Source organism: Mycobacterium sp. (assembly GCF_044223235.1).
Taxonomy (GTDB): Bacteria; Actinomycetota; Actinomycetes; order Mycobacteriales; family Mycobacteriaceae; genus Mycobacterium.
The window spans coordinates 169,657-193,861 of sequence record NZ_JBGAME010000003.1; the positions used below are offsets into that span (position 1 = coordinate 169,657).

Consider the following 24,205-nt stretch of genomic DNA (forward strand, 5'->3'; position numbering starts at 1 on the left):
GCGATGAGCGAGTGCTACGGCGACAGTTCGCGCACGAACTCGCCCGCTGTCATCGGGCGGGAGAACATCGGGTAGTCGTATTTCAGCGCGTTGTCGTGCTCCTCGATGGAGGTTGCCGCGACGCAATCGCTCAGGGTGATGACCTGGTAGCCGTTCTCGTATGCGCTGCGCATGGTCGATTCGACACAGCAGTTGGTGAGAAAACCGCCGAGGGCGATCGTCGTGATCCCCTTGCTGCGAAGAATGAAGTCGAGGTTGGTGCTGGCGAATGCATCGAGACCGCGCTTGCCCTCGATGACGATGTCGCCCTCGGCAGGCGTGAGGTCGTCGACGATGGCGGCGCCCCACGACCCCTTCACGAAAGCGTTGCCGTCGACGACGCCCTTGAGGATGCCGTACGGATGGCGGGTGATCTCCGCGTAGCCCTCGGCGAACGTGATCGGGGTGTGCATGACCGTCGCTCCGGCGTCGCGCGCCGCGTCGACGACCCCACGGGTGTTGGCCAGCATGTCGGTCTTGTCCATCACCTCCGACACCGCTTCATGCAGAACGCCGCCTTCGGTGGTGAAATCGTTCTGGTACTCGATGAGCACCACTGCCGTGGTCTTGGGGTCGATCGTCATGAGCGCAGGCTAGCCCCGCCCATCGGCCCGGGCAACGGTCCCGGCGCGAGTTGGGCTGACGGCCGATCGGAGCGGTTTGGGGACGGGGAGAATGTCGAGGTTCAAGCGGTATGTACGCATCCAGCTGATGACGTTCGCATTCGGCGCCGTCGGTCCGATCTTCCTGATCATTTTCTTTGCCGCCCAACCCGATCCGACGATCAAGTGGATGTACTGGTGGGGGCTGTTCATCACCGCGGCCGACGTGCTGATCGCTCTCGCGCTGACCGGTGACAGCGCACCCCCCGATGGGGAGGCCGAACGCCCTTCTAGCTGAGCGCGCCGCCCGGCTCCGACGGCCGGGTGCGCCCTCGACGTGCGGCGTAGGGTCGCGACCATGCCGGACCGCACCGCAGGCCTTCGCACCGCCGCTGACCATGCGGAGGCCTTCCTGGCCACTCTGCCCAGCCGACGCGTGGGGGCCGTCGTCGCGGCCGGCGTCGTCCTCGATGCCCTCGGCGGCACGCAGCCCGAGCACCGCGAGGACCCCGCCGCCGTCAGCGACGCGCTCGCGGCCGGCGCCGAACACGGACTGGTCGCCAGCGCGGGCCCGCGTCACTTCGGATTCGTGGTCGGTGGCGCACTGCCAGCGGCGCTGGCGGCGGACTGGCTGGTCTCGGCGTGGGACCAATGCGCGGCTTTTCACTCCCTGTCCCCCGCCGCGGCAGCGATCGAGGACGCCACCGCCGCGTGGGTCCTGGAGCTGCTCGGCCTGCCGGGCACGGCCAGCGTGGGGTTCGTCACCGGTGGGCAGGGCGCCAACACCACGTGTCTGGCCGCCGCCCGTCACGCCGTGCTGGCGCGGGCGGGCTGGGATGTCGGAACCGACGGCCTCGTCGGGGCTCCCCGACCGCGGATCTTCTGTGGCGCACAGGCACACGCGACGATCTACACGGCGTTGCGTCTCCTCGGCCTCGGTACGGGGACGGCGGTTCGGGTGCCCGCCGACGCTCAGGGCCGAATGGACCCCGGCGCACTGAGCGCGGCGATGGCCGTGGGCGACGGCCCGGCGATTGTGTGCGCCCAGGCGGGCAACGTGGCCACCGGCGCATTCGACGACCTCGAATCGGTCGCCGACGTGTGTGCGGCCCACGCCGCGTGGCTGCACGTCGACGGTGCCTTCGGCCTGTGGGCCGCGGCGGCGCCGGCCACCCGCCACCTCACCCGCGGCGTGCAGCGCGCCGACTCGTGGGCGGTGGACGCCCACAAGTGGCTCAACGTGCCCTACGACAGCGCGATGGCGATCGTCGCCGACCCACAAGCCCACCTCGCCGCCATGAGCCTGGCCGGTCCGTACCTCGTCGCCGATCCCGGACAGCGGGACAACACGAACTATGTGCCGGAAAGCTCGCGCCGGGCCAGGGCGGTACCCGTATACGCGGCGATCCGCTCCCTCGGGCGAGTCGGTGTCGCCTCGTTGATCGAACGCAACTGTGCGCAGGCCCGGCGAATGGCGGCCCTGCTGGTCGCCATCCCCGGCGCGGAGATCCTCAACGACGTCGTGCTCAACCAGGTACTGGTCCGGTTGCCCGGCGGCGACGACGCCAATCGGCGGGTGGTCGACGCCGTCCAGCGCGACGGCACCTGCTGGTTGGGCGGGACGACCTGGAACGACGAGTACGTGCTGCGGATCTCCGTGTCCAACTGGGCGACCATCGACGAGGACATCGACAGGTCGGCGGCGGCGATCGCGGCGGCAGCCCGAACGGGGTCGCAGTGAGCGAGCCAAACCAGCCCTCCGCAGGGCCGATATGGCCTACCGTTTGCGGCGTGGAGACGCACCAGGGCACGTCCAGTCAACATCCCCACGAACTCGTGCCGGTGGAATCACTGCGGTCGGGCGACCCGATCACCGACGTCAACGGCGGCGGCGAGCACTACATCGTGCTGGAGTCCAAGGCCGTCGGGGACACCTGCGTGGTGCTGGAACTGGAGTCCAAGGCGCACGACGTGCTCCGGGTGATCGAGAAATCCTTCCCGGCCGGCTACGAGGTGGGCAGGTCGGCCCGCCGGGTGGTGTGATGCTCGGTCGCTGACTGCGGCCGCGCGCATGCGACAGCTCGGCGCGGTGTGGAACCGCGACTCGGAGGTCTGAAAGCGTCCTTGACCTCAACCATGGTTGAGGCAGAACACTGCGGACATGACGAACTCCATTCGACAGATCCGCCCCGACCTCTGGGAAACCCGCACTGACAGCCCCTTTCCTGGATTGACCACCCATGCCTACTTGTGGACGCGACCGGGCGGCAACCTCCTTTTCTACTGCCCCGCCACCGATGCGGACTTCGACGCCATCGCCGCCCTCGGCGGTGTGGGAGATCAGTATCTGTCGCACCAGGACGAGGCAGGCCCGATGCTGACCCGCATCGCCGAGACGTTCGGATCGACGCTGCACGCGGGCGCCGCGGAACTGTTGACCATCGGTCGCCACGCCCACATCGATGTGCCGCTGGGCGGCAGACACGTCGACGCCAACGGGGTGGAGGTGATCCCGACACCGGGACATTCGCCGGGCAGCACGTCCTACCTGGTCGCGGGATCCGGCGGCGAAACCTACCTGTTCGTCGGCGACACCATGTTCGTCGGCGATGACGGGCGCTGGTCGACGTTCGTCATCCCCGGCGTCGGTGATCCGGCGCAGCTGACCGCCAGCCTGGAGGAACTGGCCACCCTGGATCCCGACCTGGTGATCTCCAGCGCATACGCCGGCGACTCCGCGGTGCACGGGGTCGGCGGCGGCCGCGGGTGGTCGGCCTGCATCGCGGAGGCCATGTCGAGTGTGCCGGTGAGCCGCTGAACCGTCGGGTCCGTCGCGGATTCCCGGCGGATACGCCCCGCAAAGCCGATACCGTGAGTGGGAGCGGCACGGAAGGGGCTCGCGATGGCCACCGATCTGACCCTGTACCTCGATGACGAGCCCGGTGAGTTGGCCCGGGTCGGTGACGTTCTTGGCCGCGCCGGAGCCAACATCTCGGGGCTCTGTGCGCTCAGCGCGGGCGGGCAGGCCGAGGTGCACATCCTCGTCGACGATCCGACCGCTGCGTTCGAAGCGCTGCAGGGCGCGGGCATCGCCATCGCCGCGGAGCAGGAGGTCATCGTGCTCCCCATCGCGGACAAGCCCGGAGCGCTCGGCGAGGTGGCCCACCGGCTCGGCGCGGCGAATGTCAATCTGACCACCGCCTACCTGGCCACCAGCACCCGTCTGGTACTGGCCGCCGACAATCTCGCCGCCGCGAAGGAGGCGCTGGCGTGAGCGGCGTTCAGATCGGCGGACTTCAGATCGAGGTGATGCAGGCCGACGTGACCCGGCTCGACGTCGACGCGATCACCAACGCGGCCAACACCGAGTTGCGCCACGGCGGCGGGGTCGCGGCAGCCATCGCCCGGGCGGGCGGGTCTGCGCTGCAACGCGAATCGGTGCAGAAGGCGCCGATCGGCCTCGGCGACGCGGTGGAGACGACGGCAGGCGACATGCCGGCGCGGTACGTGATCCACGCCGCGACGATGGAGTTGGGTGGGCCGACGTCGGGTGCGATCATCGAGCGCGCCACCCGGTCTGCCCTGCGCAAAGCCGACGACCTGGGTTGCCGATCGCTGGCGCTGGTGGCGTTCGGCACCGGCGTCGGCGGGTTTCCGCTCGATGAGGCGGCGGCGCTGATGGTCGCCGCGGTGCGCGATCATCGGCCGCGGACGTTGCAGCGCGTGGTGTTCGCGGTGCACGGCGACGCCGCCGAGCGGGCGTTCGCGGCGGCGCTCACGCCCTGACGCGGCAGGCGTGCGCTGGACGATCCCTGGCGGTCACTCCGTCCTGGCCAGCACTTCCTGCACCACGTCGAACGAGGTGTCCGGATGCAGGAACGCGAACCTGCCCACGGTTTCGCCCTCCCATTTGGTGGGCGGGATGAACGCGACCTGGTCCTCGTGCAGACGGGTGGCCCAGGCGTCGTAGTCCTCCGGCTTCCAGCCCAGCCTGCGGAACAGCACCACACCGAGGTCGGGTTCGCGGATGAGCTCCAGGTGGTGGCTGTCCTTGATCACCTCGGCGGTGCGTACGGCCAGTGACGCGGCCACCTCGATGGCCATCCGGTAGGCCTCCAGCCCGTACACCGCCAGCGAGAACCACAATGGCAGGCCACGTGCCCGCCGGGTCAGGTGGTAGGCGTAGTCGGACGGGTTCCACTCGCCGTCGGAGGTGTGGATGACGTCGAGGTACGACGCGTCCTGGGTGTGGGTCGTCCTGGCCAGCTGCGGATCGCGGTAGAGCAGCGCGCAACAGTCGAACGGCGTGAACAGCCACTTGTGTGGGTCCAGGATGAAGGAGTCGGCAAGTTCCAGCCCGTTGTACTTCGGCCGCAGCGACGGCGCGAAGATCCCGGACCCGCCGTAGGCCCCGTCGACGTGGAACCACCAGCCGCGCTCGCGGGCCAGCGCCCCGACGCCGGCCAGATCATCGATGATGCCGGCGTTCGTCGTCCCCGAGGTGCACACCACCGCGGCGATGTCGGGCTCCCCCTCCGGCACGGCCGCGCGGACGGTGTCGGCCGTCAGCCGGTGGTCGGGCGTCTCGACGACGATCGCGTCCATCTCCAGCAGCCGCATCGTGTTCACGATGGACGAGTGCGCGTCGGATCCCACCACCACCCGCTGGCGCCCGGTGGCGCCGCGCGCCTTGGCCGTCTCACGGGCCACCGCCAGCGCGGACAGATTGCCCGCCGAGCCCCCCGCCACGAAACATCCCCCCGCGGTGGGCGGCAACCCCGCCTCGTCGGCGATGACCCGCAGCACACTGTTCTCCGCGGCGATCGCGCCGGAGGCCTCCAACCAGGAGATGCCCTGGATCGAGGCGCAGGACACCAGCATGTCGAACAGGAGGGCGGCCTTGGTCGGTGCGGCCGGGATGAAACCGAGGAATCTCGGGCTGTCGGCCGAGATCACGCTGGGCGCGATCACCGACGTGTACACCCCGAGCACTTCGTCGGGCGGCCGCGGCGTTTCCCGGATCAGTCCGTCGAGGCGTTCGTGCAGATCCTCGGCGCTCAGGGTGCCCTTATCAAGCGGGACGGGGTTCATCCGCAGCCGGTTCTCCGCGTAGGCGAGCACACTGCGGACCATCTGCTCGGTGGTCTGGTCTACCTCATGCATGGCACGTCCCTTCCTCGGCGGTACCGGCCTCTTCGAGTCTGGCAGCACCGACCGCCGGGTTTTGGTGTTTTTAGGGTGTTTCGAGCCGGCGTTTCCAGCGGTGTTCGGCAGGCGTGTTCATCGGCAAACACCCTGCGGGACAGGGTCGTTGCGCAGCTATCCGACAGCGCCGAGAACCCGCCGCACCAGGTGCATCGCGACCGTCGTGGAGCGCTCACGAATGTCGGCGCGTTCGCCGGGCAGCCGGACGGTTCGCGTCAGTGGCGGACCGTCGGCGCGGGTGACGCAGAAGCACACAGTTCCCACCGGTTTTTCCTCCGAGCCCCCGCCGGGACCCGCGACGCCGGTGATCGCGACCGCCGTATCGGCGCCGAACCTGCGCATGGCGCCCTGCGCCATCGCCAGGGCCACTCGCTCGGACACCGCGCCGTTGGCGGCGATGAGCTCCGGCTCCACGCCAAGCAGATCGGTTTTCGCATCGTTGGCGTAGGCGACCACCCCGCCGGCGACATACGCCGAGGCCCCTGCGCGCTCGGTCAGCCGAGCCGCCAGCAAGCCCCCCGTGCACGACTCCGCGGTCGCGATCCGGCGCCCGGTCAACAGCCCGGCGACCTGGTCGTCGACGAGCGCACCATCCTCCGAGAAGAGTTCAGGTCCGTGCCGGTCGCGCAGCAGATCGACCAGCCGGGTGTAGACCTCCTCGGCGTGCGGCTCGTAGCGGGTCACCACCTCGAGCTCCCCGCGCCGAAGGCACGTGGTGATCTCGAGGCGGTCAAAGCCCTCGATCTGCTTTTCGGCGGTCCGCAAGGTGTCGGCCAGCCCCGACTCGGGCAGACCGAATATCCGCACCGTGTCCTGCCGGTAGATCGTGCGCCCGGCCAGCGCCTCCACGACCGGCTCCGTCGCGACCGCCGCCGACCACATCGGCTGCAGTTCGCGCGGCGGGCCGGGCAGGACGACCACGGTCGGACGTCCGGGGATGACGACACCCGGTGCGGTGCCGACGGGTTCGAGGACCACCGCGCCGTCTGGCACCAGGGCCTGCTTGCGGTTGGCGGCGCGCACCGTCTCGAAATCGACCCCGCTGAAGCGCGCCATCAGGCGCCGCAGGATGGCCGCGATCCGATCCTCGAGCGCGGTGTCAAGGATCAGCTCACGGCCGCAGAACCGCGCGACGGTGGCTACGGTCATATCGTCGGCGGTCGGGCCGAGACCACCGCTGGTGATGATGAGGTCCATGCCCTGGGCGGCCAGGAAGTGCAGCTGCGCTTCGATGTCGGCGGCCCGATCGGCGCACATGGTGATGTGCGCGAGCTCGACGCCCAGTTCGAGCAGCCGGTCGGCCAGCCACGGACCATTGCGGTCCTGGACCCGGCCGGTCAGCACTTCGGTTCCCGTGACCACGATGCCCGCGCGCGCACTCACGACGTGAAGCCTACGGCCCGCGCGGCACCACCCGCGGTGGTGCCGGGCGGGCCGGGTCAGAACCCGAAGCCCAGCTCCGCGGGCACCTCAGTGGCGAAGGCCGCGTCCAGCACACCCAGGAGCTCCGCGTCCGCGCCGCGGATCCGGCCCGCGGCCGCCATGACGGATGCGCGATGCCCACCCAGGTAGAGGCTGCCGAGGACGTCGATGCCCATGCGCAGGCGGGCGGGCGCGTCGGTCGGCGCGCACCGCGCCCGCCCTTCGCGCACGTCCAGCGCGAATCGTCCACCGTCCCTGCGGAACCCGTCGGTGATCTCGACGACGGTGGACAGGTCGCAGCGATAGCGGCGGGCCTGCAGCGCAGTGGGGACGTCGAGGATCCGCAACCACAGGTCATCGCGGCTCGACGTGGTGCGGACGACCCTTGCGTCGGTCAGCAGGTATGGCAGCGGATCGGCAGGGTGGGTGGCGATGACCACCTTCTCGATCAGGTCGAGGCCGAGGATCGCCCGCCACAGCGCGGCGTGGGCATCCGCGGTTGCGGCGGTGAGTTCGTCGATCCGCACCGTTCGCACGTCGTCGCGGTGCACCCGGTACACGACGAACCCGTCGGGGTGCAACAGGGCGTGCAGTGCGCTACCGCCGCCGCGCTGGCTCTCCCGGTCGGCCAGGTGATCGTCGAGCAGCGCCCGGGGACGCAGCAGCCCGCCCGGCGTACTCCGTCGCCACTGGTCGTAGATGGCGGCGAAGTCCTCGTGGTGCGCAGCCGCGGCCACCATCCGCACCCCGCCGGGATCGGGCGCGTCGGCGTGGAATCGCGCGAATCGACGATCGATCTCCAGCTGGTGCTCGACGGTCGCCGGGCCGTAGCCGAAACGCCCGTAGATGCCGCCTTCGCTCGCGGTCAGCGCCGCCACCGGGTAGGCGCCGCCGGCGATCCGCGCATGCAGCTCGGTGAACATCGCGCGTAGCAGCCCGCGTCTGCGGTGTGTCGGTGCCACGGCCACCAGCGTCACACCCGCAACGGGCAGTACCGCGCCGCCCGGGACCGTCATCTGCAGGTCCAGGAACATCGCCACACCCACGATGTCGTCGCCGTCGCGGGCCACCACCCCGCTGCCGGGCGGCATCATCGTGCGCAGTGCGGGCAGCGCCTCCGAAAGTTCGAAGGAGCCGAAACAGGTGGCGTCGAGTAACTCGACCGCAGGCCAGTCGTCGTCGTCGACGCCGCGTACGTCCGGAATTCGTGGGGTGACCGGCGCGCTCACGGGATCGAGGCTGCCACAGCACCCCGGCCGTGCGCACCCGGTTTTCTCACGGGTGCGCGGGGCGGTCAGCGCCGCAGCCAGCCGGTCACGGTCGAGATGTCCCGGGTGTAGGACGCGAGGATGTCGTCGGTGTACATCGACGCTCCGCTGATGGCTTCGCTCCCGCGCCAGATCACCCTGATGCGGCTGGCGCCGCGGGCGAAGACGTCGACGCGATCGAGGTCTCGGCGCTCCCACCCGGACTCCTCGGCGGCCTGGTTCAGACCCTGCCGCTCGTCGACTGTGTCCATGCGGATTACCTCCTGTGATGAAGCCGCTGCGACAGTACCAACCGCCGCGCAACCTCGCGGCGCCCGCGGGGGTCTCCCCGGGCCGGCCGGTCAGCGGACCCCGGGATCGATCGGGACCGTGACCGGTGCTGTGTTGTACCCCGTGACCCGCACGAAGTGCGGTGCCATCGGTGAGTCGGCCAGGTCGGCCTCGAGGTCGACGGTCTCACCGGGGAACACGGTGACGTAGTTGTCGGTGTATTCGATCGGCAGGATCTCGTCGCCGTCGCGTGTGGCGGTGACCTCGGCTCGTGTGAAGAAGGCGATGGCGCGAGTGGTGTTGTGCAGGCCGATCGTGACGCGGTCGCGATCGGCGGTGACGCGGGCGCTGACTTGCAGCGCCGCCGGGCGCATGCTGTTCAGCGCCGTAACGTCGGCCCAGCTGACCTGCCTGAGTTCGAATGCTGTGTCGTTGAGCGGATCGCCGACATCGTCGCGGCGCTGCGACTGCCAGTAGACGTTGTCGGCGAGGAGGCGTCCCGCGCCGTCGTACAGGTCGCAGCGCACGAAGAAGACCGGCGAATCGTCGGCCGGCCGCGGCACGGTCATCGCCTGGACCGCTCCCCCGGCGGGAACGCTGATCGCGTCAGCGGTGTGGTCGTCGCGTAGCCTTCCGCGCAGGTCATAGGCACGCACGCGGACCCGCAGATCCCTTGTGTCCGAAGGGGTCTGGTTCACCACCGTGACGTAGGCCCGCTGATGGTCGCCCGTCGCGTAGCTGTCGAATACGACCGACACAGGGCGCAGGCCCTTTTTGGCGCCGACGTAGGCCCCGCCGGGTCGCAGGTAGTAGTCGAAGAGGTGGCCGAAGAACGACGGCCAGTGGTTGTTGAGCATCCAGTAGATGGTCATCTTGTGCGTGGGCCAACCCAGTGCCGCGAACGCTTCGAACTGCGCCCGGGTCGATTCGTAGTGCGCCAGTTGGGCTTTGCGCGCGAACTGCTCGGCGCTTCCGGACGGACCGTAGCGGCGGTCGACGGCCCGGCGGATGCTGATGAGCGCCGCGTTGCTTGCGTTCGAACCGGCGTGGAAGGACCAGTCATCGTTGATCGGCCACAGTTTGTCGGGCGGAATGAACTGGCGCAGGCTGGCGAACGGGGGGATGTGCTCGTTGTCGCCCTGCTCGGCCGTCGACCCCTGCGCGGCACCGTAGCGTCCGCTGAACCAGTAGCTAGGCGGTCGCCAGCTGTACGGGCCTGCCATGTGGATGCCGTCCCAGTCGGGGCGGCCTTCGGCATCACGGGCAAAGGAGGAGACGGTGTCGACGACGGCGTTCTGCCAGCGCAGTTCGGACAGGATCGCGCGGTACGCGCCGAGCACTGCGGGCGGCGGTTTGCCGTCGCTGGCGTTGGCCCAGATGAAGGCCGACGGGTGGGACCGTAGCGCCAGGATCTGCGAGCGCAGGCTGTCCTGCGCAACGCGGTTGTCCTCGTCGTCCCACTGCGTCCACTTCTCCCACTGGTTGCAGCACATCCAGCCGTACATCAGCGGGATGCCGACCGCGTCGGCCTCCTCGACGAGGTGGTCGCCGGGGAACTTGCCCTCCAGTCGCACCATGTTCAGCCCGAGATCCCTGACATAGTGCAGGATCGTGCTCTCGCGTTCGGGGTCATAGCGATACAGCAGATCCGGTGTGTACACCGCGCCACGGACCGGAAAGTTCCTGCCGTTGACCGTCAGGTAGAAGTTGCCGCCGGTGCCCAGATACGGGAACCGGTCGTCGTCGTCGCGGTGCGCGGTGACGGAGCGGATCCCGAACCGGAGAGATCGGTGGCCGCCGTCACCCGATTGAACTCCAGGAACTCCAGACTCAGGTGGTACAGGTCGGATCCGCCGTCGGGCACGTCCCGCGCCGAGCTCAGCCGCCACCCGTCGGCCAGTTCGACGGTGGCAGGCCGCGGCTCGGGGCGAGCGGGTCCGGCGATGTCCCCTGCGCCCACCGCGACGAGCAGCAGTGTCGACAGCACGACGGCGACCGCCGCTCTGGCCCGTCCGCCGATCGAGATGGGTGGCCCCCTTCTATCGGTCTATCGGTCCGGCAAACGCGGATTGCATCGAGCCATCATCGTGCCGGCGCGGCACATCCGACCACTCCAGGCACACCCGCGTCCCCTCGGGTGTCCGCTCGATCGTCGTCCGGTCGGTCAGTGCCTGCATCAGCGGAATCCCCCGCCCGCGCAAACGGGTGGCCGGGTTGGGGTCGGGCACCCGCCACGCCCCCTGATCGACGATCGTCACCGTCAGAGTCCCGTCCTGGGCGCGATAGTGTGCCAGCAGGTCCATGGTCCCAGGCCGGTCGGCCGAGACGTACGCGAACTCCGCCGCGTTGGCCAGCGCCTCGTTGGTTGCCAGGACTAGATCGCTGGACCGGGTCGGGTCGAGGACGAAGAAGTCCGCCAGCCACCGGGCGAATGCCTCACGTGTGCGTCCGGCGCCCTCCGCGTCCGCGGCTACCCCGGTCCGCTCGAAACGCTCCGGATCGGCGACGTCGGTGGAGGGCACGGAATCGATCATGGCATCTCGCGGCATACCCCATCACGCCGCTTCCCATGCCCTTTTCCTGCGCCTTCCCGCGGCCTTCTGCCGGTCTTACGCGCGCAGCGCGGCGACGGCCTCATCGACGGTGGAGTACAGCGGAATGATGTCCGCGATACCCAACAGCTTCAGCGGGCGGCTGGTCGCCGGTCCCTCGGCGACGACGGCCAGCCTGACCTCCGGGCTGACCTCGTCGTGGACGGCCACCAGGATGCCCATACCCGCGGAGGCCAGGAACTCGACCTCGCTGAGGTCGATGACAAGACCCACCGGATCCTTGCCGAGCGCAGTGCGGATGGCGTCTTCCAGCACCGGGGCGGTGAGCATGTCTACGACACCGGTCACCGCGACGACGCCGACCCGGTCGCTCCACTGCTCACTCGTCACACAGGTCATCGCCCCGGCGCCCGACGGGGTCGTAGTCGAGCCATCGCTCTGTTCCTCCAAGGTGCACCTCCCGCGTGGGCAGCAATCATGTGATGCGCAGCCCAACGCCAGCTCGTGCTCGCTAGGCTGCAGGCTGAACCTGGCAAGACTTCCCACGGCGACCGATTCTCACATTCTTGAGTCGCCGGGCAGCGCCGATGATGACCTCAGCGTACGCAACCGGGAACCCATTAAACCAGGTCCGGTGGACAGGCGGACGCGTGGCGAACGCAGCGAGTCGCTCAGGGGCAGTCAGGGTCCGCGCGTGCCGCGGCCCGCGCCGCTGACCTGCAGCACCGGCCAGCCCCGTTCAGCGGCGACGGCGGCCAGCCCGGACCGGGGATTGACCGGCCGCGGATACCCGACCAGCCGCATCAGGGCGGCGTCCTCGTCTCCGTCGGCATAGAAATAACTGCCGCCCAGCGCCACGTCGTGGGCCAGGCAGAATTCCTGCACCGCCGCAGCCTTCTGCGGGCCCCAGACGACGGGCTTCACGACGCTTCCGGTCAGCCGGCCCACGTCGTCGAGCTCGAAGCGATTGCACAGCACATGGTCGATGCCGAGAAATCTGGCGACGGGTTCGGCGTGAATGGTCAGCGCCGACGAGCTGAGCGCCACCGTGTGGCCGCGGTCCTGATGGGCTCGCACGACGTCGCGCATGCGTGGGTACACGCGAGCCGCTACCCGCTCCACGAACAGGCGCTCGCCCAGCTCGTCGAGTTCGGTCAGCGATTCGCCCGCAAGATATCCGGCGGCGCGGCCGATGAGCCGTTCAAACTGCATGCGGCCGAGCCGATATCGCACCGAGGCCTCGACCACGCCGAGGATCTCGCCGATCCCGGCCTGCCTGCGGCGGATCCGGTCGCCGGCATGTGCGGTGGCGGTAAACCCGTCCACCAGCGTGCCGTCGAGGTCGAAGAACGCCCCGACGCCGGGCCCGCCTGCACCCGATCCGATCTCGTCGACCGAATCGCCGGGTGTGCGCAGCCGACTGATCCGCCTCCACCCACGATCGCCGGCCGCAGTCCCCACCGCTGCGATGCTATCCGTGACGCCGCCCGCATCGCACACCGAGGAAACCCTGGTTTGGGCTTCGGAGCGCGAACCCCTCGCTACGCGACGGCGTCAGGGACGCCACCAGGACGTTGGGGGTCAGGCCGTTCTGAGCGGCATCGCAGCTACCAGCGGCGTGTCCACGCCGACCGGTCCGAGACCGGCGGCGCCGCCCGGCTCCCCCAAGGGAGCGTCGTGACCGGGGAGGATGCCGGTGAAGAACGCGGCGTTGTCGGCCAGATGCCGCAGCTCGTCGTCGGGCAGGTCGGTCTCGTAGTAGATGGCGTCGACCTTGCAGATCAGCCTGCACGCGCCGCAATCAACGCATTCGTCGGGATTGATGTACAGCGACCGACGGCCCTCGTAGATGCAGTCCACCGGGCACTCCTGGACACAGGACTTGTCGACGACGTCGACACACCCGCTACCGATCACATAGGTCATGGGCGCAGCGTATTGGCCTGGCGAGTCCTGGGATGGGGCCGAAAGTCCCCTCGGCGGGGGCCGTTGGCCACGTTACGGGTGCGCGGAAATGCCCCTGGCCATGACCGCCGCTGACTATGTAGAGTGACATACATAACCCCTGGCGACCGGCCCGAAGGAGCAAGGCATGGTCAGTTGTCGGTTCCCATTGAAGGTGGCGGCACGGATAGCCTTGGACTTGGGTCGCGCCTGATCGGTCGGTGTTCTCACCGGCCGTCGTGTCTCAATGAAAGTGGCGGTTTGTTGGCGCCATGGCCCGCACCCAGGCCGCGCCTGGCGCTGCAAGTGTCAAAAAGCAATTCGGATGTGCGGCAGCGGAATTCTCATTTGAAGAGCGGGACCAGCATCATCCGCGATTTCAGATGAGTAGCCGCCCACGTGTCGTGTCGAGCGTGGTGGCATTCAGGCGTCGCCCCCGCGGTGCGTAGCCGGCAGTACTACGCTTTGCCGACCCGGCCAGGCGCCACAGCGCGGCGCCTGGCGATAAGACGCGTACCGGTCGCGTCCATACGCCAGCGCGCCATATCAAGGCGCTACCCGTGCCCGCCGAGAAGCGCACCTACCTTTCAGAGCACGGCGCACCACTGCTCGTCGACGGCAGCTACGCCGACGGTGCGATGCCGACCGACTGACCCCAGGACTCCTGACATAGCTCGGTTATCGGTGTGCGGTCATCGGTGGGATTTGATGCTGTAGCGCAGGGTCAGTCCGGTGCCGGGGTTGCTCCGTAGGTCTTCCGGCGGCACAGTGTCGGTGTTGGTCAGGAAGCGAAGCGTGCATCCTGTGCGCCGCAGCTCCGCGACCGCCGACGGGGCACCGTCGACTACTTCGTCACCGATGCAGAGAGTCCCGTCCACGTCGCTGAATACCGTTGGCATCGCCATGACAACCCGCTCACCGGTTGACGTCGACCACAATGCGGCCTCGGACGCTGCCGGCCAGCAGGTCGAGTGCCGCCGGGATCGCCGCACTCAAGCCGATGGACTGGCTGATCTCCCGCAGCTGCGCGAGGTCGAGTTCGTCGCACAGCCGTTTCCAGGCCGTCACCCGCTTGGCATAGGGCTGGGTCACGCTGTTGATGCCGAGCAGACTCACACCGCGCAGGATGAACGGCGCCACCGTGGCCGGTAGGTCCATGCCTTGAGCCAGACCACATGCCGCCACGGCGCCTTCCGACTTGGTGGCGGCGCACACGTTGGCCAGCGTATGGCTGCCCACAGAATCGACGGCCCCGGCCCAGCGTTCCTTGGCTAGCGGACGCCCTGGTTCGGACAGCTCGGAGCGATGGATGATGGACTGTGCCCCTAGGTGTTTCAGATAGTCGGCTTCGTCCGTCCGCCCGGTGGCCGCAATCACCGAATAGCCGCGTCCGGCCAGCAGTGAGATCGCGAAGCTCCCGACACCGCCGCTGGCTCCGGTCACCAGGACGTCGCCCTGCCCGGGTGTCAGACCGTGATCCTCCAGGGCCATCAGGCACAGCATGGCCGTGTAGCCCGCGGTGCCGATCGCCATGGCTTGGTCTTCGCTCATGCCGGCCGGTAGGGGAATAAGCCAATCGCCCCGCAACCGGGCACGTTGCGCCAATCCGCCCCAATGGGTTTCGCCGACACCCCATCCGTTGAGCAGCACGCGGTCGCCGACTGCGTAGGCGGGATGGCTGCTAGATTCCACGGTTCCGGACAGGTCGATCCCGGGCACCATCGGGAACTTGCGCACGACGGGGCTCTTCCCGCTGATGGCCAGACCGTCTTTGTAGTTGAGGGTGCTGTAGGCGACACGCACGGTGACGTCACCCTCTGGCAGTTGGGACTCATCGAGTTCACGGACCTCCGCGTGATAGCCGGCGGCGTCGTCGTCGATCAGGATCGCATTGAACATTTCACTCCCTTAATTTAGACCGATCGTCTAGCGATCGGCACAACAAAATCACGCTGCGACACGTGCGATAAATCCATCGAAGAAGACATCGAGGGGCTGCAGGTCGCGCACCAGCTTGGTCCGCAGAACGGCGCCCTCCCAGCCGATCCAGAAAAATGCGGCGACGGCGTCGCAATCCGTTTTGGCCGGCAGCTGCCCCGATTCCACGGCGAGGCGGAGGCAGGCCGCCAACCGGCGCTCCCAATCGAGCAGCACCTCCTCGAGGCGCAGCCGAAAACTCTCGGGCAGCACCACGATCTCCTGGCCGAGATTGCCGGCCAAGCAACCTCGCCGGAACTCATATTTGACCATGCCGTCCTTGGCATCCTCGACGAAATTGCTCACGCGCTGTAACGGCAACGTGTGCTCATCGAGCAACCAGCGATCCAGCTTGCGTGCGAAATAGACTGCGTAGCAATCCAATACCGCGAGACCGAAGTCTTCCTTGCTGTCGAAGTAGTGGTAGAAGGACCCCTTGGGGACGCCGACTCGCTTGAGTACCGTGTCAATGCCCGTGGCGCTGAAACCCTGTTCGGTCAGGATCTCCATGCCGCAGGAAAGTAACGCGGCCCGGGTGTCCGAGTACCCACGGTCAGCCCTCGGCGGGCGCCCCCGACGGGCTGGGCGCCGGGTACTGGTCATGGAACGATAATTTAGACCGATCGTCTAGTGAAGTCAATCGGTGCGGCTTGACTCACGAAAACTGCCCGCGAAACTCCCTCGGTGCCTCAGATAAGAATGCCCGCGAAATGGTGACCGAGGGTCAGGCATGGGAAGTTGGCTGTCGATGGGGTCACGGGCCGAGATCACGACGAGGTTCGCCAAGGCGTATGTGAAGGCGTCGACGAAAGACAAGGGCGGGCAAGGGTATCTACTTCACCCGCTCACGCCCGTACAAGAAGAACGACCAGGACCAGGCCACTATCGAGTCCAAGAACCACCACCACCTGGTCTGCAATTACGCGTTCTACTACCGCTACGACACCGCCGAGGAACGGGCCGCGCTCAATCGAATGTGGAAACTGGTCAACGACCGGCTCAACTACCTCACCCCGACCATCAAACCGATCGGGTATGCCAAGCAGTGCCGACGGCCGGCGCCGGCGCCTCTACGACGCCCCACAAACCCGTTACAACGACTGCTGGCCGCCCGGGTACTGGCCGCCACACAGCAGGGCGATCTCATCACCTACCGAGACAGCCTCAACCCCGCCAAGATCGGCCGTGAAATCGCCGACCTGCAGAACAGGCTCCTGCTGCTGGCCAAGGAGAAAACCGAACAGCTCTACCTCGCCAGCATCCCGACCGCCCTCCCCGACGTCCGCAAAGGCATCCGGACCAAGACCGTCTGACCCGGGGCCCGTTTCGCGGGCGTCCCTACTTGAGGCATCGATCACCTTTCGCGGGCATCTTGACTTGAGGCATTACGACGGTCGTACCGTTCAGATCTGTGCGTGCAGTGCTTCCAAGAAGGCGGAGATGTACTCCTCGTGACGGTTGTAGTAGTTCCATGGACCGATACGTTGCGAAGTGACCACTTGGGCTCGTTGCAATGCCGCCAGGTACAGCGGAACTGTCGATTGCGACAGGCCCGCGCGCCTGAATGATGCTGACCTGACGAGAAGGTTGACGTTAGGTGCCTTCGGTGTTGAGCGGTCAGGACCGCTCCTCGAGGGTGACGTGGTAGCCCATGGCTTCGAGTTGGCGGACGGCGTCGTTTCGCGCTTTCTGGGGCTTGAGCCGGGTGAAGTAGTCCCTGCCGGGATCGCGGTAGCCGGTGTTGGTGGTGGCGATGTTCCAGATCGCGACCAGGAGGGCGCGTTGCACGGCGGCGTTGGCCCGCAGGGGGCCGCGGCGGGCAACGATGCGGCAATACTTGGCCGCCAGGTAGGTGTCGCGGGTGTGCGAGATCGACATCACCGCAGTGCCCCAGTGCTCCTTGGAGGTAGGGATTGCCGGGTCGGGTGCGCCGCGATTTCACCTTGCCGGCCGATTCGTTGTTGCCCGGCGTCGTGCCCGCCCACGACGCAAGATGTTGGGCGGTAGGAAATTTGGTCATGTCGGCTCCGGTCTCGGCGACCACTACGCCGGCGGTGAATCCGCCGATGCCGGGGATGGTGGAGATCACATGCGGTACTGGATTCGCAGCTTATTGGTCACCTGCCGCACGGCAGCCATGTCGATCTTGCCTTCCACATCCGGCAAGCCTTCCGGGCCACGCGCTCAAAATAGGCGAGGCACCACCACCGGCCACGCGCTCAAAGTAGGTGAGGCACGTCGGACACTTTCACCTGTGATGCAACCGCGATATTCTTCACTGGCGAAGTGCCTTCCCGTAGGAATATTTGAACCCTAGAGAAGTCCAATTATCCCTTGCAGGACAGGCACTTTCGCTTATCTACACGCCATCACCGGCGACATTCAACGAAAAATCCGGGGTAGCGCTCGAGCACTTCCACGACGTCGACGTGGTAGGTGAGGATGGGCCGCCCGGCGATCTGAGTCTGCGGTGTGTGACGGGCAGCACTGATCTGCGTGCGGGTGAGCAGCACATTGCCCAGTAGGCTGCGCATCCTTGGTGAGGGTCAGGATCCTTCTCGACTCGGCAGTGCGGCAGGGCGAGCCGCCGGAAAACGGAGGTGCGTGCGGATCAGGGCTGCGTCTGGTCGAGCGAGGTGCCCAGCAGCAGTCCTGCGGTATGGCGCAACAGGTGTGAATTCCGTTCAGTGGTATAGCCATTCAGATCGACCGCTACCGTCGTCATCAGGCCGTCGATGACGCAGATGATCGCATCGGCGACGTCGTGCACTGCGGCGGTTGGGGCGAAGACGCCTGCAGTCACCCCGGATTCGATCACCTCGGTGAGGGTGGCTCGCCAGGTGTCGTATGTGTGCGACACATTGGGCAGGTATTGCTGTTGGCGGCTGGCCAACGACAGTGTCGCCAGCCATATGAGGCATCGTTCACGTTCTGCCACAGCTTGTTCGAGTAGTGAGGTCATCCTCGCGCGGGGGTCGTCGATGCGGTCGGCGACACGTGACCACTCGGCTGCGCGGCGTTCGCTCATGGTTCTGAGCAGCTCGTCGATCACAACGTCGCGGGTGTCGAACAGATGCTGGATCTTGCCGATCGACACCCCCGCCTCCTGGGCGATGTCGCGTAGGCGAACTTTCTCGATACCATGTACGGCGATCAACCGCTGTGCAGCCTCCAGGATGGAGGCGCGGTTGGCTGCGACGACGGGATCCTCCTCGGCCGCTGCAGCGGCGGTGCTGACATCCTCGTCGATTGGCATTCGCCCTCCATTCTCGGGAATACCAGCATATCGGTGGCCAGTAGGCGCCCGCGGTGACTGGGATTGCGCTCGCCGTCCGGTCGTATCGAAGTGTGAATCGCCCATTGACAAGCCAATAATGCCATATTATTGTACACAATCGAGGTTGCGGCCGGCGACCTCCGCATCGTCGAGATGATCCCTAGGAGAACCCCTTATGGTTGCACCCATTGCACTGCCTCGGATGATGCGCGTCGGCGCAGGCTCCGTCGATCAGATCGGCGAAGTCGTCGCCAGTCTCGGACTGTCGCGGCCGCTGGTCGTCACGGACGCGTTCCTCGTGGGTACCGGCGCCGCCGAACAGATGATCAAGACATTGCAGGCGGCCGGATCGTCGCCGCGACTGTTCGACGGCACCGTGCCCGACCCCACTACCGACTCGCTGCACGCCGGGCTGGCCGCGATCGCCGAACACGGCTCCGACGCGGTCATTGGTTTCGGCGGTGGCAGTCCGATGGATACCGCCAAGGCTTTGGGGCTGTTGGCACGCCAAGGCGGTCAGATGCGGGACTACAAGGCGCCGCGGAACAACGTCGGACCCGCCCTGCCGGTGATCGCGGTGCCGACCACCGCGGGAAGCGGTTCGGAAGCAACGCAGTTCACGGTAATCAGCGACAGCGTCAGCGACGAAAAGATGCTCTGCCCGGGTCTGGCGTTCCTCCCGGTCGCAGCGATCATCGACTACGAGCTGACGGTGTCGATGCCCGCGCGGCTGACCGCCGACACCGGCGTGGACGCCCTCACCCACGCCATCGAGGCCTACGTCAGCCGCAAGGCCAACCCGTTCGCCGACAGCATGGCCCTGGTCGCCGTCACCACGATCGGCAAATATCTGCGCAGGGCCTACCGCGACGGCAACGACGCCAAAGCACGTGAGCACATGATGCTCGCGGCCACCCAGGCGGGCATCGCCTTCTCCAACTCCAGCGTGGCACTGGTGCACGGGATGAGCCGACCCATCGGGGCGCACTTTCACGTGGCGCACGGCTTGTCGAACGCAATGCTGCTTCCAGCGATCACCGCGTTCTCGGTGCGTGCCGGTGAAGCCCGCTACGCCGACTGCGCCCGCGCGCTGGGGGTCGCCACCGACGGCGACACCGACGCCACCGCGGCCGACAATCTTGTGGCCGCGCTGAGCGAATTGTGCGCTGACGTGCACGTGCCCACCCCGAAGGCCTATGGCATCGATAAGTCCCATTGGGACAGCCTCATACCGCTGATGGCCCAGCAGGCCCTGGCTTCCGGCTCACCCGACAACAACCCCCTGGTCCCCACCGAAGAACAGATCCGCGACCTCTACGCCCAGATCTACCGCTGATACCGAAAGGCACCGACATCATGAGCACCACCACCGATACCACGGCACCGACCGCCACCACGGCCGGCCGCATTGCCGACATCAACCACTACATCGACGGCCGCAGCGATGCCCGTGACACGGCCCGCCGCGCTGAGGTCTTCAACCCCGCCACCGGACAGGTCACCGGCCGAGTCGCCCTCGGCACGGTCGAAGACGTCGACGCCGCCGTCGCTGCCGCCGCACGCGCTTTCCCGAGTTGGTCCACGACCCCGCCCCATGTGCGGGCACGGGTGATGTTCCGGTTCCGCGACCTCGTCGAGCAGCACGCCGACCGGCTCGCCGCCATCATCACCGCCGAACACGGCAAAGTGCTCTCCGACGCCCGCGGCGAAGTGACCCGCGGCCTGGAGGTTGTCGAATTCGCCTGCGGCATACCGCAAATGCTCAAAGGGGAATTCTCCGAGAACGTCGGGCGCGCCATCGACGGCGTCACCTTCCGCCAACCGCTGGGCGTCGTGGCCGGGATCTCCCCGTTCAACTTCCCCGCGATGGTCCCGATGTGGATGTTCCCCGTCGCCCTGGCGTGCGGCAACACCTTCGTCATGAAGCCCAGCGAGAAGGACCCCACGCTGTCGGTGGAACTGGCCGCGCTGCTCAGCCAGGCCGGACTGCCCGACGGCGCCTTCAACGTCGTCCACGGGGACAAGATCGCCGTCGACGCACTGTTGGCCCACCCCGATGTCGAAGCCATCAGCTTTGTCGGATCCACCCCGATCGCCGAGTACATCCACACCACCGCCTCGGCCTGCGGCAAGCGCGTCCAAGCGCTGGGCGGCGCCAAGAACCACATGGTCATCATGCCCGACGCCGACCTGGACCAGGCCGTGGCCGCATTGATGGGGGCAGCCTACGGCTCGGCCGGTGAGCGCTGCATGGCCATATCCGTGGCTGTGCCAGTCGGACAGGCCACCGCCGACGCACTGCGCGAACGACTGGTCGCCGCGCTGGCCGACCTCAAGGTCGGGCCCGGCGTCGACCCCGACGTCGAGATGGGCCCGCTGGTCACCGGAGCCCACCGCGACAAAGTCGCCTCCTACATCGGCCTCGGCTTAGAGGAAGGCGCCGAACTGGTCGTCGACGGCCGCCAGCACATCCCCGCCACGGCCGGCGAGGGATTCTTCCTCGGCGGCACCTTGTTCGATCACGTCACCGCCCAGATGCGCATCTACCTCGAGGAGATCTTCGGGCCCGTCCTGTCGATCGTGCGCACTGAATCCTTCGAGGAAGCGCTCACCCTGGTGAACGACCACGAATTCGGCAACGGCACAGCAATCTTCACCGCCGACGGTAACACCGCACACACCTACATGTCCCGGGTCAAGGCCGGCATGGTCGGAATCAACGTGCCGATCCCCGTCCCGATGGCATTCCACTCCTTCGGCGGCTGGAAGCGATCGCTGTTCGGCGATCACCACATCCACGGTCCCGAAGGCGTGCGCTTCTATACCCGCAACAAGACCGCCACCACCCGCTGGCCCAACGACACCCAGGTCCGCGCTGACTTCGCCATGCCCACCCATGAGTGACATCACCGCAGAAGCCGCTCGGGGCAAGAATCTGCTGCATACGATCGTGGTGAAGGGACGATTTCAATGACTGATTCCGAATACCTTTCCTCGGCACCGGAGCGAGTGAACCTGCCTTTGGCCGGGGTCAACGTTCTCGATTTCGGGCAGTACGTCGCGGGGCCGGCGGTCGCGATGATCCTCGGCGACCTCGGTGCGCGGGTCGTTCGGGTCGAACACCCGAACGGCCCGCTGTGGGACAGTCCCGCCAACGCCGTACTCAATCGCAACAAACTCATCGTCCCGCTTGACCTCAAGACCGGTGAAGGACTCGCCGAGGCCCATCGCCTCATCGCCGAAACGGACGTGATCATCGAGAACTTCCGGCCCGGCGTGATATCACGGCTCGGCATCGACTTCGAGAAGACGCGTTCAGTCATGCCGCATCTGATCACCGTCTCCCTGCCCGGATTCGCCTCCGATGACCAACTCCGACGCGATTGGCGCGCTTTCGAATCCGTTATCGCCGCGGCCTCGGGCGTGTTCACCGACATGGGCTTGAACCGCGTGCTGATGGGGGTCAACCCGTCGTTTTCCCCACTTCCACTGGCGTCGGCGTACGCGACAACCATGGCCGCCGCAGCGGTATCAATCGCTCTGTTCTCGCGTCAGCGCACCGGACACGGGGATCACATCGAGGTGCCTTTGGCCAGTGCGGTCATGGAGGGCCTGGCCTACAATTCGCTGCACGTCGACAACTACCCCGATCGGTACAAGACGCAACGGGAACTGGAGATCGAGCGTCGACGCAAGGAACAACTTCCCTTCGATGTCAGTTATGGCGATCTGCAAGAACTGCTCGACCCGTTTTACCGCAACTACGAATGCGCCGACGGCCGGATGTTCTACGTCGTATGCCCCAGCCATCGATACCACGCCAAGCGATGCCTTCAGGCGCTGGGAATCTACGACGAACTCATTGCTGAGGGTCTTGAAGAAGAGGACGACGTCTACCTTCCACGGTCGCAGTGGACAACCGGCGCATCGCTGGGGTCCTACCCGCTTCCGAAGGAATGGGCAGACAAGATCGCCGCGCGGATGAAGTCGGTGTTCCTCACCAAGACCGCCGACGAGTGGGAGCGCATCTTCGGCGAGGGCAAGTTCCCCGGCGCGGCGCAGCGATGGCTCAGGGAATGGATCAACGACCCGCATGTACGTCAATCCCGACTGGCGGTCGACCTGGTCGACCCGGAGTACGGGCAGATGACGCAGCCCGGACCCATCGCATGGCTCACCGACAGCGCGCTGGGCAGCTCATGCCCGTTGCCGCGGCGATGGACGACGGTGGCCGACGCTCTACACGCACTCCGGCAGAGCCCGCGGCCGCCGCGTCCCGGCGCCGACGACGGCCGCGGTCAGCCGTGGCTGACCGGAGTCAAAGTACTCGACCTCTGCAACGTCATCGCCGGCCCTCACTCCGCAGGGTTCCTCACGCGGTTCGGTGCAGAAGTCATCAAGATCGATCCTGCCCGCCCGCTCTATGACCCGTGGAACACCGTCGTATTCGGGATGACGCATATGCGTGGCAAGCACTCCGCACTCGTGGACCTCACCACGACAAGCGGAAAGCGGGTGTTGGAAGACCTGATTCGCGCCGTCGACGTCGTGGTCTGGAACGCCACGGACAATCAGGTGAAAAATCTTGGCCTGGACCGCGACAGCATCCAGAAGATCAACCCCCAGGTCATCTTCTGCCAACTCGATTGCTTCAGTGGCGTGCTTGCAGGGCCACGGACCAACTACCTGGGCTATGACGACCTCATCCAAGCGGCCACGGGCATCATGCTGCGCTTCGGCGGCGCAATGCACACCCCAGAAGAGCACGCACACGTCGGGACCATCGACGTCATGTGCGGGTTCGCGGCGGCATTGGGAATCGGGGTCGCCCTCTATCGCCGACAGGTCACCGGACGGGCCGACCGGCCGCGGACGTCTTTGGCGGCGCTGACGGGCCTCGCACAAATCCCCTTCTTCTTCGACTTCGACGGGCGTTCCCCCTTCGATGAGCCGAGCGGACCCATTACTCGCGGTTACGGAGCGCTGGAACGGCTTTACGAGGCCAGGGACGGTGAAACCGTCATGCTCGCTGCCGAAGAGGGGGATCTCGCGCGGCTAGCCAAGATCACGGAACTGGCTGAATTGGATACCGTTGCGGTCAAGGACCGCGAGGAATTCCTGACAGCGGCGTTCCTGGCCCAGGATGCAAGGTGGTGGGAAGATGCACTGCACTCGGCTGACGTCAGCGCCGCACGATGTGTTGACATCGGCTGGCTGCGGGAAACGTACTGCCGAGAGGCAGATGGCGAAACCGGTGTCGCCAACGGCGCCAGCTATTCGTTCTCCCGGTTCGAGCACCACCCTAGCGGTCACACGGTGATACAGCTCGACCCCATCGCTGTGCGCCCTTCTCACGCCTCGATAGTCGCCCCTGCCCCGTCTGAAAAGTACGGTAACTCAACTACGGAAATACTTGCTGCTCTGCAGTATTCCGACGCAGACGTGTCCCAGATGATTGAGGCCGGCGAGGTAAGTCTGAGCTGGAGCAGTGAATACCTGCCGTCGTGACGTGCTCGACCCCAGTAGCGCGCGTCCGACAAAAGTCAGCCGGTGCGACTGACCCGACTTCCGCAGATGGTGGGCACACGGTTCGCCGGATTTGGGCGTTGATCAGCGCAAACGTGGAATGAGCCGGTTTGGGTCGTGTGA

General features: G+C 66.8%; 27 protein-coding genes and 1 pseudogene. 10 read left to right on the forward strand and 18 right to left on the reverse strand.

The window, feature by feature from the left end; all coding sequences use genetic code 11:
- Positions 1–14: 14 nt before the first annotated feature.
- Positions 15–623: a cysteine hydrolase family protein gene (locus ADBZ6K_RS06545; RefSeq protein WP_526345072.1), complete on the reverse strand. Its 609-nt coding sequence runs from the start codon at positions 621–623 to the stop codon at positions 15–17.
- A 91-nt stretch (positions 624–714) separates the two neighbouring features.
- Here ADBZ6K_RS06545 and ADBZ6K_RS06550 point away from each other — a divergent pair, with 91 nt between their 5' ends.
- From ADBZ6K_RS06550 to ADBZ6K_RS06575, 6 genes are all read left to right on the forward strand, one after another.
- Entirely contained in the window at positions 715–939 is a 225-nt protein-coding gene (locus tag ADBZ6K_RS06550) for a hypothetical protein (RefSeq protein WP_526345073.1), read from the forward strand.
- A gap of 60 nt (positions 940–999) precedes the next feature.
- Positions 1,000–2,382: a pyridoxal phosphate-dependent decarboxylase family protein gene (locus ADBZ6K_RS06555; protein WP_526345074.1), complete on the forward strand. Its 1,383-nt coding sequence runs from the start codon at positions 1,000–1,002 to the stop codon at positions 2,380–2,382.
- A gap of 50 nt (positions 2,383–2,432) precedes the next feature.
- Positions 2,433–2,684 (forward strand): hypothetical protein, encoded by a 252-nt coding sequence (locus ADBZ6K_RS06560; protein WP_526345075.1) that lies wholly within the window; start codon positions 2,433–2,435, stop codon positions 2,682–2,684.
- A gap of 118 nt (positions 2,685–2,802) precedes the next feature.
- Positions 2,803–3,459: an MBL fold metallo-hydrolase gene (locus ADBZ6K_RS06565; RefSeq protein ID WP_526345076.1), complete on the forward strand. Its 657-nt coding sequence runs from the start codon at positions 2,803–2,805 to the stop codon at positions 3,457–3,459.
- A gap of 84 nt (positions 3,460–3,543) precedes the next feature.
- Entirely contained in the window at positions 3,544–3,915 is a 372-nt protein-coding gene (locus tag ADBZ6K_RS06570) for an ACT domain-containing protein (RefSeq protein ID WP_526345077.1), read from the forward strand.
- Between the two features lie 35 nt (positions 3,916–3,950).
- Positions 3,951–4,427 (forward strand): macro domain-containing protein, encoded by a 477-nt coding sequence (locus ADBZ6K_RS06575; protein WP_526345271.1) that lies wholly within the window; start codon positions 3,951–3,953, stop codon positions 4,425–4,427.
- Positions 4,428–4,460: 33 nt separating this feature from the next.
- Here the strand turns inward: ADBZ6K_RS06575 and ADBZ6K_RS06580 are convergent, their stop codons facing one another.
- The 13 genes from ADBZ6K_RS06580 to acuR form a co-directional block, all read right to left on the reverse strand.
- A complete protein-coding gene (locus ADBZ6K_RS06580; protein WP_526345078.1) occupies positions 4,461–5,804 on the reverse strand; it encodes a pyridoxal phosphate-dependent decarboxylase family protein in 1,344 nt (447 codons plus the stop codon).
- A 156-nt stretch (positions 5,805–5,960) separates the two neighbouring features.
- A complete protein-coding gene (locus ADBZ6K_RS06585; protein ID WP_526345079.1) occupies positions 5,961–7,229 on the reverse strand; it encodes a competence/damage-inducible protein A in 1,269 nt (422 codons plus the stop codon).
- A gap of 56 nt (positions 7,230–7,285) precedes the next feature.
- Positions 7,286–8,497: an enhanced intracellular survival protein Eis gene (locus tag ADBZ6K_RS06590; protein WP_526345080.1), complete on the reverse strand. Its 1,212-nt coding sequence runs from the start codon at positions 8,495–8,497 to the stop codon at positions 7,286–7,288.
- Positions 8,498–8,562: 65 nt separating this feature from the next.
- The gene (locus ADBZ6K_RS06595) at positions 8,563–8,787 is read right to left on the reverse strand and encodes a hypothetical protein (protein WP_526345081.1); all 225 of its coding nucleotides are present in this window, start codon (positions 8,785–8,787) and stop codon (positions 8,563–8,565) included.
- Between the two features lie 90 nt (positions 8,788–8,877).
- Positions 8,878–10,467 (reverse strand): hypothetical protein, encoded by a 1,590-nt coding sequence (locus ADBZ6K_RS06600; protein WP_526345082.1) that lies wholly within the window; start codon positions 10,465–10,467, stop codon positions 8,878–8,880.
- Positions 10,468–10,502: 35 nt separating this feature from the next.
- Positions 10,503–10,793, reverse strand: a complete 291-nt coding sequence (locus ADBZ6K_RS06605) for a hypothetical protein (protein WP_526345083.1) — start codon at positions 10,791–10,793, stop codon at positions 10,503–10,505.
- Between the two features lie 52 nt (positions 10,794–10,845).
- Positions 10,846–11,340, reverse strand: a complete 495-nt coding sequence (locus tag ADBZ6K_RS06610; RefSeq protein WP_526345084.1) for an ATP-binding protein — start codon at positions 11,338–11,340, stop codon at positions 10,846–10,848.
- A gap of 75 nt (positions 11,341–11,415) precedes the next feature.
- Positions 11,416–11,757, reverse strand: a complete 342-nt coding sequence (locus tag ADBZ6K_RS06615; protein WP_526345085.1) for an STAS domain-containing protein — start codon at positions 11,755–11,757, stop codon at positions 11,416–11,418.
- Between the two features lie 282 nt (positions 11,758–12,039).
- Positions 12,040–12,783: an HAD family hydrolase gene (locus tag ADBZ6K_RS06620; protein WP_526345272.1), complete on the reverse strand. Its 744-nt coding sequence runs from the start codon at positions 12,781–12,783 to the stop codon at positions 12,040–12,042.
- A 156-nt stretch (positions 12,784–12,939) separates the two neighbouring features.
- Complete coding sequence (fdxA, locus tag ADBZ6K_RS06625) at positions 12,940–13,284, reverse strand: ferredoxin (RefSeq protein ID WP_526345086.1); 345 nt, start codon at positions 13,282–13,284, stop codon at positions 12,940–12,942.
- Between the two features lie 710 nt (positions 13,285–13,994).
- Entirely contained in the window at positions 13,995–14,207 is a 213-nt protein-coding gene (locus tag ADBZ6K_RS06630; protein WP_526345087.1) for a hypothetical protein, read from the reverse strand.
- A 10-nt stretch (positions 14,208–14,217) separates the two neighbouring features.
- Positions 14,218–15,201 carry an acrylyl-CoA reductase (NADPH) gene (gene acuI, locus ADBZ6K_RS06635; protein WP_526345088.1) on the reverse strand — a complete coding sequence of 328 codons (984 nt, stop codon included), beginning with the start codon at positions 15,199–15,201 and terminating at the stop codon, positions 14,218–14,220.
- A 48-nt stretch (positions 15,202–15,249) separates the two neighbouring features.
- Positions 15,250–15,882, reverse strand: a complete 633-nt coding sequence (gene acuR, locus ADBZ6K_RS06640) for an acrylate utilization transcriptional regulator AcuR (protein ID WP_526345089.1) — start codon at positions 15,880–15,882, stop codon at positions 15,250–15,252.
- A gap of 371 nt (positions 15,883–16,253) precedes the next feature.
- On the opposite strand from acuR, the gene ADBZ6K_RS06645 reads away from it, so the two are divergent.
- The gene (locus ADBZ6K_RS06645; RefSeq protein WP_526345090.1) at positions 16,254–16,592 is read left to right on the forward strand and encodes a transposase; all 339 of its coding nucleotides are present in this window, start codon (positions 16,254–16,256) and stop codon (positions 16,590–16,592) included.
- Positions 16,593–16,896: 304 nt separating this feature from the next.
- On the opposite strand, the gene ADBZ6K_RS06650 is transcribed toward ADBZ6K_RS06645, so the two are convergent.
- The 4 genes and pseudogenes from ADBZ6K_RS06650 to ADBZ6K_RS06665 form a co-directional block, all read right to left on the reverse strand.
- Positions 16,897–17,157: a hypothetical protein gene (locus ADBZ6K_RS06650; protein WP_526345292.1), complete on the reverse strand. Its 261-nt coding sequence runs from the start codon at positions 17,155–17,157 to the stop codon at positions 16,897–16,899.
- Between the two features lie 13 nt (positions 17,158–17,170).
- Positions 17,171–17,368: pseudogene (locus tag ADBZ6K_RS06655) on the reverse strand (transposase); the annotation flags it as partial.
- A gap of 280 nt (positions 17,369–17,648) precedes the next feature.
- A complete protein-coding gene (locus tag ADBZ6K_RS06660; RefSeq protein WP_526345091.1) occupies positions 17,649–17,813 on the reverse strand; it encodes a hypothetical protein in 165 nt (54 codons plus the stop codon).
- Between the two features lie 77 nt (positions 17,814–17,890).
- The gene (locus ADBZ6K_RS06665; RefSeq protein WP_526345092.1) at positions 17,891–18,535 is read right to left on the reverse strand and encodes a TetR/AcrR family transcriptional regulator; all 645 of its coding nucleotides are present in this window, start codon (positions 18,533–18,535) and stop codon (positions 17,891–17,893) included.
- Between the two features lie 196 nt (positions 18,536–18,731).
- Here ADBZ6K_RS06665 and ADBZ6K_RS06670 point away from each other — a divergent pair, with 196 nt between their 5' ends.
- The 3 genes from ADBZ6K_RS06670 (at position 18,732) to ADBZ6K_RS06680 (ending at position 24,064) form a co-directional block, all read left to right on the forward strand.
- Positions 18,732–19,892 (forward strand): iron-containing alcohol dehydrogenase, encoded by a 1,161-nt coding sequence (locus ADBZ6K_RS06670; protein WP_526345093.1) that lies wholly within the window; start codon positions 18,732–18,734, stop codon positions 19,890–19,892.
- A 20-nt stretch (positions 19,893–19,912) separates the two neighbouring features.
- Complete coding sequence (locus ADBZ6K_RS06675) at positions 19,913–21,460, forward strand: CoA-acylating methylmalonate-semialdehyde dehydrogenase (RefSeq protein ID WP_526345094.1); 1,548 nt, start codon at positions 19,913–19,915, stop codon at positions 21,458–21,460.
- A gap of 174 nt (positions 21,461–21,634) precedes the next feature.
- On the forward strand, positions 21,635–24,064 hold the full coding sequence (locus ADBZ6K_RS06680; RefSeq protein ID WP_526345273.1) for a CoA transferase: 2,430 nt from the start codon (positions 21,635–21,637) through the stop codon (positions 24,062–24,064).
- Positions 24,065–24,205: the final 141 nt, after the last annotated feature.

Coding starts and splice junctions, on each gene's coding strand:
- ADBZ6K_RS06545 (WP_526345072.1), bottom strand. CDS start 623: ATGACGATCGACCCCAAGACCACGGCAGTGGTGCTCATCGAGTACCAG.
- ADBZ6K_RS06550 (WP_526345073.1), top strand. CDS start 715: ATGTCGAGGTTCAAGCGGTATGTACGCATCCAGCTGATGACGTTCGCA.
- ADBZ6K_RS06555 (WP_526345074.1), top strand. CDS start 1,000: ATGCCGGACCGCACCGCAGGCCTTCGCACCGCCGCTGACCATGCGGAG.
- ADBZ6K_RS06565 (WP_526345076.1), top strand. CDS start 2,803: ATGACGAACTCCATTCGACAGATCCGCCCCGACCTCTGGGAAACCCGC.
- ADBZ6K_RS06570 (WP_526345077.1), top strand. CDS start 3,544: ATGGCCACCGATCTGACCCTGTACCTCGATGACGAGCCCGGTGAGTTG.
- ADBZ6K_RS06575 (WP_526345271.1), top strand. CDS start 3,951: ATGCAGGCCGACGTGACCCGGCTCGACGTCGACGCGATCACCAACGCG.
- ADBZ6K_RS06580 (WP_526345078.1), bottom strand. CDS start 5,804: ATGCATGAGGTAGACCAGACCACCGAGCAGATGGTCCGCAGTGTGCTC.
- ADBZ6K_RS06595 (WP_526345081.1), bottom strand. CDS start 8,787: ATGGACACAGTCGACGAGCGGCAGGGTCTGAACCAGGCCGCCGAGGAG.
- ADBZ6K_RS06610 (WP_526345084.1), bottom strand. CDS start 11,340: ATGATCGATTCCGTGCCCTCCACCGACGTCGCCGATCCGGAGCGTTTC.
- ADBZ6K_RS06615 (WP_526345085.1), bottom strand. CDS start 11,757: ATGACCTGTGTGACGAGTGAGCAGTGGAGCGACCGGGTCGGCGTCGTC.
- fdxA (WP_526345086.1), bottom strand. CDS start 13,284: ATGACCTATGTGATCGGTAGCGGGTGTGTCGACGTCGTCGACAAGTCC.
- ADBZ6K_RS06630 (WP_526345087.1), bottom strand. CDS start 14,207: ATGGCGATGCCAACGGTATTCAGCGACGTGGACGGGACTCTCTGCATC.
- acuI (WP_526345088.1), bottom strand. CDS start 15,201: ATGTTCAATGCGATCCTGATCGACGACGACGCCGCCGGCTATCACGCG.
- acuR (WP_526345089.1), bottom strand. CDS start 15,882: ATGACCAGTACCCGGCGCCCAGCCCGTCGGGGGCGCCCGCCGAGGGCT.
- ADBZ6K_RS06645 (WP_526345090.1), top strand. CDS start 16,254: ATGTGGAAACTGGTCAACGACCGGCTCAACTACCTCACCCCGACCATC.
- ADBZ6K_RS06650 (WP_526345292.1), bottom strand. CDS start 17,157: ATGTCGATCTCGCACACCCGCGACACCTACCTGGCGGCCAAGTATTGC.
- ADBZ6K_RS06660 (WP_526345091.1), bottom strand. CDS start 17,813: ATGCGCAGCCTACTGGGCAATGTGCTGCTCACCCGCACGCAGATCAGT.
- ADBZ6K_RS06665 (WP_526345092.1), bottom strand. CDS start 18,535: ATGCCAATCGACGAGGATGTCAGCACCGCCGCTGCAGCGGCCGAGGAG.
- ADBZ6K_RS06670 (WP_526345093.1), top strand. CDS start 18,732: ATGGTTGCACCCATTGCACTGCCTCGGATGATGCGCGTCGGCGCAGGC.
- ADBZ6K_RS06675 (WP_526345094.1), top strand. CDS start 19,913: ATGAGCACCACCACCGATACCACGGCACCGACCGCCACCACGGCCGGC.
- ADBZ6K_RS06680 (WP_526345273.1), top strand. CDS start 21,635: ATGATCCTCGGCGACCTCGGTGCGCGGGTCGTTCGGGTCGAACACCCG.